Annotated in this window: 2 protein-coding genes and 1 riboswitch; both genes read left to right on the top strand. The window is 40.4% G+C overall.

Annotated features, from left to right (window positions below):
• The first annotated feature begins 147 nt into the window (after positions 1 to 147).
• Positions 148 to 2,745 (top strand): ATP-dependent chaperone ClpB, encoded by a 2,598-nt coding sequence (clpB, locus tag J6O61_RS07435; RefSeq protein ID WP_292211422.1) that lies wholly within the window; start codon positions 148 to 150, stop codon positions 2,743 to 2,745.
• Between the two features lie 121 nt (positions 2,746 to 2,866).
• Positions 2,867 to 2,942, top strand: a riboswitch (cyclic di-GMP riboswitch).
• 100 nt (positions 2,943 to 3,042) lie between these two features.
• Entirely contained in the window at positions 3,043 to 4,776 is a 1,734-nt protein-coding gene (locus tag J6O61_RS07440; protein ID WP_292211425.1) for a methyl-accepting chemotaxis protein, read from the top strand.
• Positions 4,777 to 5,566: the final 790 nt, after the last annotated feature.

The following is a 5,566-nucleotide window of genomic DNA, read 5'->3' on the forward strand; positions in this document are numbered from 1 at the left end:
ACAGACATGTATAACTGTTAGTAAAGCTCCTTGATGATATCTGATGAGAGGGGAATCCTCCCTTCAATCATTACTTAGATTTGGAAATAGAAACTATTAACTGTAGTCCTTAATGACTACATCATTACTATACTAGGAGGGACTTTTATGAATATACAGAAATTTACGCAAAAATCTATCGAAGCTGTAAATGGCTGTGAAAAGGTTGCTTTTGAATATGGCAATCAGGAGATTGAACAGGAACACCTTCTGTACTCTCTTATGACTATTGAGGATAGCCTCATAGCAAAACTCATAGAAAAAATGGGTATAGACAAGGACGCCTTTTTAAACCGTATAATTTCAGCCATAGAAAAAAGAACAAAAGTATCCGGAGGTCAGCCTTATATCGGCGCAGATTTAAACAAAGCTCTTTTATCCGCTGAAGATGAAGCCAAGGCTCTTGGAGATCAGTACGTATCTGTAGAGCATCTTTTCATGTCAGTCATCAAAAAGCCCAACCGGGAAGTAAAAGATATTTTAAAAGAGTTTGGCATAGACAGAAACAGATTTTTGCAGGTTCTTTCTGAGGTAAGAGGCAACAGGAATGTTACAACCGACAATCCTGAAGCTACATATGATACCTTGAGCAAATATGGCACTGAACTTGTGGAAAAAGCCAAAAAACAAAAGCTTGATCCTGTAATCGGAAGAGATACCGAAATCAGAAATGTCATCAGAATTCTTTCCAGAAAGAGCAAAAACAATCCTGTACTTATCGGTGAACCCGGTGTCGGTAAAACCGCCGTAGTAGAGGCTCTTGCCCAGAGAATTGCCAGCGGAGATGTTCCATCTGCTCTTAAGGACAAAAAAATCTTTTCCCTTGATATGGGCGCTCTTGTAGCCGGTGCTAAGTACAGAGGCGAATTTGAAGAAAGGTTAAAAGCTGTCCTTGAAGATGTCAAGGCATCTGACGGTGAGATAATTCTTTTTATAGATGAACTTCACCTCATTGTAGGTGCCGGCAAAACTGACGGTGCCATGGATGCCGGCAATATGTTAAAGCCAATGCTGGCAAGAGGAGAGCTTCACTGTATAGGTGCTACTACTCTCAATGAGTACAGGCAATACATTGAAAAAGACGCCGCTCTTGAAAGACGTTTCCAGCCTGTTATGGTTGAGGAGCCAACTGTCGAGGACACCATAAGCATACTTCGTGGATTAAAAGAAAGGTATGAAGTGTTCCATGGCGTTAAGATCATGGACAGCGCTCTTGTCAGTGCTGCTGTTCTGTCCAACAGGTACATATCTGACAGATTCCTTCCTGATAAGGCCATCGACCTGGTGGATGAAGCCTGTGCACTTATAAAAACCGAAATGGATTCAATGCCCGCTGAGCTTGATGAGCTGAACCGTAAGATTATGCAGATGCAGATTGAAGAAGCAGCTCTCAAAAAGGAAGATGATTCTTTGAGCAAAGAAAGGCTTGTTAATCTGCAAAAAGAGCTTGCTGAACTTAAGGAAGATTTCGATACCAGAAAAGCCCAGTGGTCCAATGAAAAGGAAGCTGTAGATAAGCTTGCAGCCATGCGTGAGCAGATTGATACCATTAACTCCGAAATTGCCATAGCACAAAGAAATGGTGATTATGAAAAAGCCGGAGAACTTCAATACGGTAAGCTCCCGGCACTTAAAAAGCAACTGGAAGAAGCTGAAGAAAAAGCCCGAGAAAAAGAAAATGAGGGTGCACTTGTCCATGAAAAAGTTTCAGAGGACGAGATTGCCGGAATCATCAGCAGATGGACCGGCATCCCTGTGAACAAGCTTACAGAGAGTGAAAGGAACAAGACTCTTCATCTTCCTGATGAGCTTCATCAGAGAGTAATTGGTCAGGATGATGCCGTTGTAAAAGTATCCGAAGCCATTATGAGATCCAAAGCCGGTATCAAGGATCCAAGTAAGCCAATTGGCTCATTCCTCTTCCTTGGCCCTACAGGTGTTGGTAAGACAGAGCTTGCCAAAAGTCTTGCCCAGTCACTGTTTAACGATGAGAACAACATGGTCAGAATTGACATGAGCGAATACATGGAAAAATACAGTGTGTCAAGGCTTATAGGAGCACCTCCAGGATATGTAGGTTATGAGGAAGGTGGTCAGCTTACTGAGGCAGTTCGTAGAAAACCTTATGCTGTAGTTCTTTTCGATGAGATAGAAAAAGCCCACCCTGATGTATTCAATATTCTTCTTCAGGTGCTTGATGACGGAAGAATTACTGATTCACAGGGAAGAACTGTAGATTTCAAGAATACTATCCTGATAATGACTTCAAATATTGGAGCTCAGTATCTGCTTGATGGTATCAGAGATGACGGTTCAATAAGTGAAGATGCTGAAAAGGCCACAATGGAAGATTTGCGTTCTCACTTTAGACCCGAGTTCCTGAACAGACTTGACGAAATCATTATGTTTAAGCCTCTTACCAAGAACAACATAAGTGGAATTGTTGATCTGGTAATTGCAGATCTTAACAAACGTCTTGCTGATAGAGAAATCAGTATCAAGCTTAATGATGCTGCCAAAGACTACGTAATTGATAACGCTTATGATCCTATATATGGTGCAAGGCCTCTTAAGCGTTATATCCAGAAGTATGTTGAAACTCTTTCTGCCAAGATTATTCTTGAAGATAAGGTAAAGCCTCATGACACCATCATCTTTGATGTGGAAAATGGCGAACTTATCGCTAAAACGGAGTCTTTTGTATAAAATAACCAAAATGCTGCCATGTGTTTCTTTTTTCATGTGCACGATTTATAAATTTTTTATAAACAAAAAATTAATATTGCATTAACCGGAACTGTACATTATAATTCTCGATAGTTTAAAATTTAACATTCGGCAAAGCAGGCGAAAGCCTGTGGCGCAAAGCTATAGGGACTTTAAAATGTCAGCCAGTTGCACCTTTAATTAGGTTTTTTGTAGCACGGGACATTTCGTTCCGTGCTTTTTTGTTAAATTAAAAGGGTTCGAGAGTTAGAGGATTAAAGGAAAGGAAACACAAAAATGAAAACAAAAAACAGAAACATGGTTCGGACCATAATACTTATTGCATCAGTGCTTGCACTGCTTATGGCTGCATGTGTAGGCATAATTGGATTCAGGAACATCCAGAAAGCTTATCTCACATCTTTTTCAGAAGGATTACATGCCGCTGCAGTTCTTCTTGATGATGAGGTTTCAAATCAGTATCAGGGAGACTGGTCACTTTCAGCAGATGGGCAGCTCATGAAAAGTGACGTTGCAGTTCACGACATTTACCAGGCACAGCTTGATGCACTCCATGAGAAAACCGGTATGCACTATACATTATTTTATGGTGATACACGTTTTGTTACATCTCTTACAGACGCAACTACAGGTCAGCGTATGGAAGGAACAAAAGCTTCTGAAACTGTAGTTAGCGAAGTACTTAATGGCGGTAACGAATATCTTGCTTCAAATTTTGAGATTGCAGGTCAGGATTGGTACGCATACTATCTTCCACTTAAGAACTCTGATGGTTCTGTTGTTGGTATGGTTTTTGCAGGACGTGATACTACTATCGTAAAAGCAAATATGAACGCAGCGCTTCGTTCTATTATTTTTACATTCATTGGTTTTTTCCTGTTCAACTTTGGTGTAGCTCGTTATCTTATAAGCACTTCATCAAGATCAATCCGCGATATTGTATCAGGTCTTAAAAATCTTGAAGATGGTGAGCTTAATTTCTATATCAATGACCGAACATTCAATCGTAAGGATGAACTTGGCGTAATCGCAGAAAGCTCTGCTATGGTTCGTGACAAGTTGCAGGACGTTATTAGTGCTACCAAGAAACTCTCAGAAGACGTTACAAATTCAGGTGTAAAGCTTGCTACTTCTGCTGAGTCAGCATCTAACGTTGCTGAGCAGATCACAGCTGCTGTAGAGGATATCAGCCGTGGCGCTGCTTCTCAGGCTGAGAGCATGGAAAGTTCAGTTGCAAACACTAACCAGATGGGTGACAGCATTGACGAGATCACAGGAAGAATTGAAGATCTTTCAAATGCTGCAAATGAGATGATGTCCGGTGCACAGAGAACTGTAGACACTCTCCATGATCTCATGGGCAAAAACAAAGATGTTATGTCATCAATGGAAAGCATCCATGCACAGATTCGTACAACTAACGATTCAGTTAAGAGCATTGCTGAGGCTTCGAACATGATAACTGCTATTGCCGAACAGACTCACCTTCTTTCTCTTAACGCTTCAATTGAAGCTGCAAGAGCAGGCGAATACGGTAAAGGATTCTCTGTAGTTGCTACTGAAATCGGCAATCTTTCAAAGCAGTCCAAGGACGCTGCCGTTTCAATCAAGGAAATTGTTGAAAACCTTGTTATAGAGTCACAAAGGAACGTTGAGATCATTGAAGAGCTCGGAAAGAGCATGCAGGAGCAAAATGCTCAGCTTAATAATACAAAAGATGATATGGATACTGTTGTAGAAAACGTAAACAATGTAGACAATTCTACAAAAGTAATATCCAAGAAAATTCACCTTCTTAATGAACTTAAGGCAGGATTTTCAGATATCATTACAGAGCTTTCTGCTATATCTCAGCAGAATGCTGCTTCCACACAAGAGACAAATGCTTCTATGGAAGAGCTAAACGCTACATTCTCTCTTATAAGTGGTGCAGCCAATGATCTTCGTGACATGGCAGAAACTCTCAACGAAAAAATGGCCTTCTTCACCCTGGAAGAAATGCCCTCATAATCCATGCATTCTTGAATCAACAATTCAAGAATGCATCAACCAAGCCAATTTAAATCAACTTCGTTGATGAGGCTTGGTTGACTTTTGACTCATATTCTCACGAAATCCGCAGTTTATGCGGATTTCTGAAATTTAGTTCAAGAAGTCATACTTTCTTGCGAGCGCTAAGATAAAAATCAATCGAGCACATAGCTATGGCTAGATCTCGATTGGTTTTTATTTTACTGCATATTAGAATATTATTCATTGCTGATAAGCCGTCAGTATAGAGGAAACATGTTCTATCATAAGTAATTTTTATATTAGAATACTCTCCATCTACCTTTTATGGGGATAAGTGTTTAATACTTGCTAAAATACTCTCCCTTTTTATGTGCGTAAGTGAATCGGCTGCGTACGCTACCCTTGACTGAACCTGATGGAAACGCAGTAGCCATTTTGCCGACGGTGAGGATGATGGGAACAGTGAATTTTCACTCACCGTCGGGTACCGCATTTTAGCTTTTCCATCAGAACCCGTAAAGGGCAAACACCTAGCGGTGTGGCTAGTTATTATGCCTCGGGCTCTGAATCCGGGAACAGTAGGGTGGCTACTTTTCTGCCTATGGGTAATTTTTTAATATTCCGACCTTTTACCCGTGTTTTGTTTTAAACTACTACCCATGTCAAGGACAGTATTTGAAATTTACACCCATTTTTTAGACCAGCATCTTCTTTGGATATTCTCCGGTTTTTATGTATCTGTAGTATTCATTTGGGGATAGTTTATTAAGACTAAGTTTATATCGGT

It is taken from the genome of Butyrivibrio sp. (assembly GCF_017635265.1).
Classification (GTDB): domain Bacteria; phylum Bacillota; class Clostridia; order Lachnospirales; family Lachnospiraceae; genus Butyrivibrio.

Coding starts and splice junctions, on each gene's coding strand:
- clpB (WP_292211422.1), top strand. CDS start 148: ATGAATATACAGAAATTTACGCAAAAATCTATCGAAGCTGTAAATGGC.
- J6O61_RS07440 (WP_292211425.1), top strand. CDS start 3,043: ATGAAAACAAAAAACAGAAACATGGTTCGGACCATAATACTTATTGCA.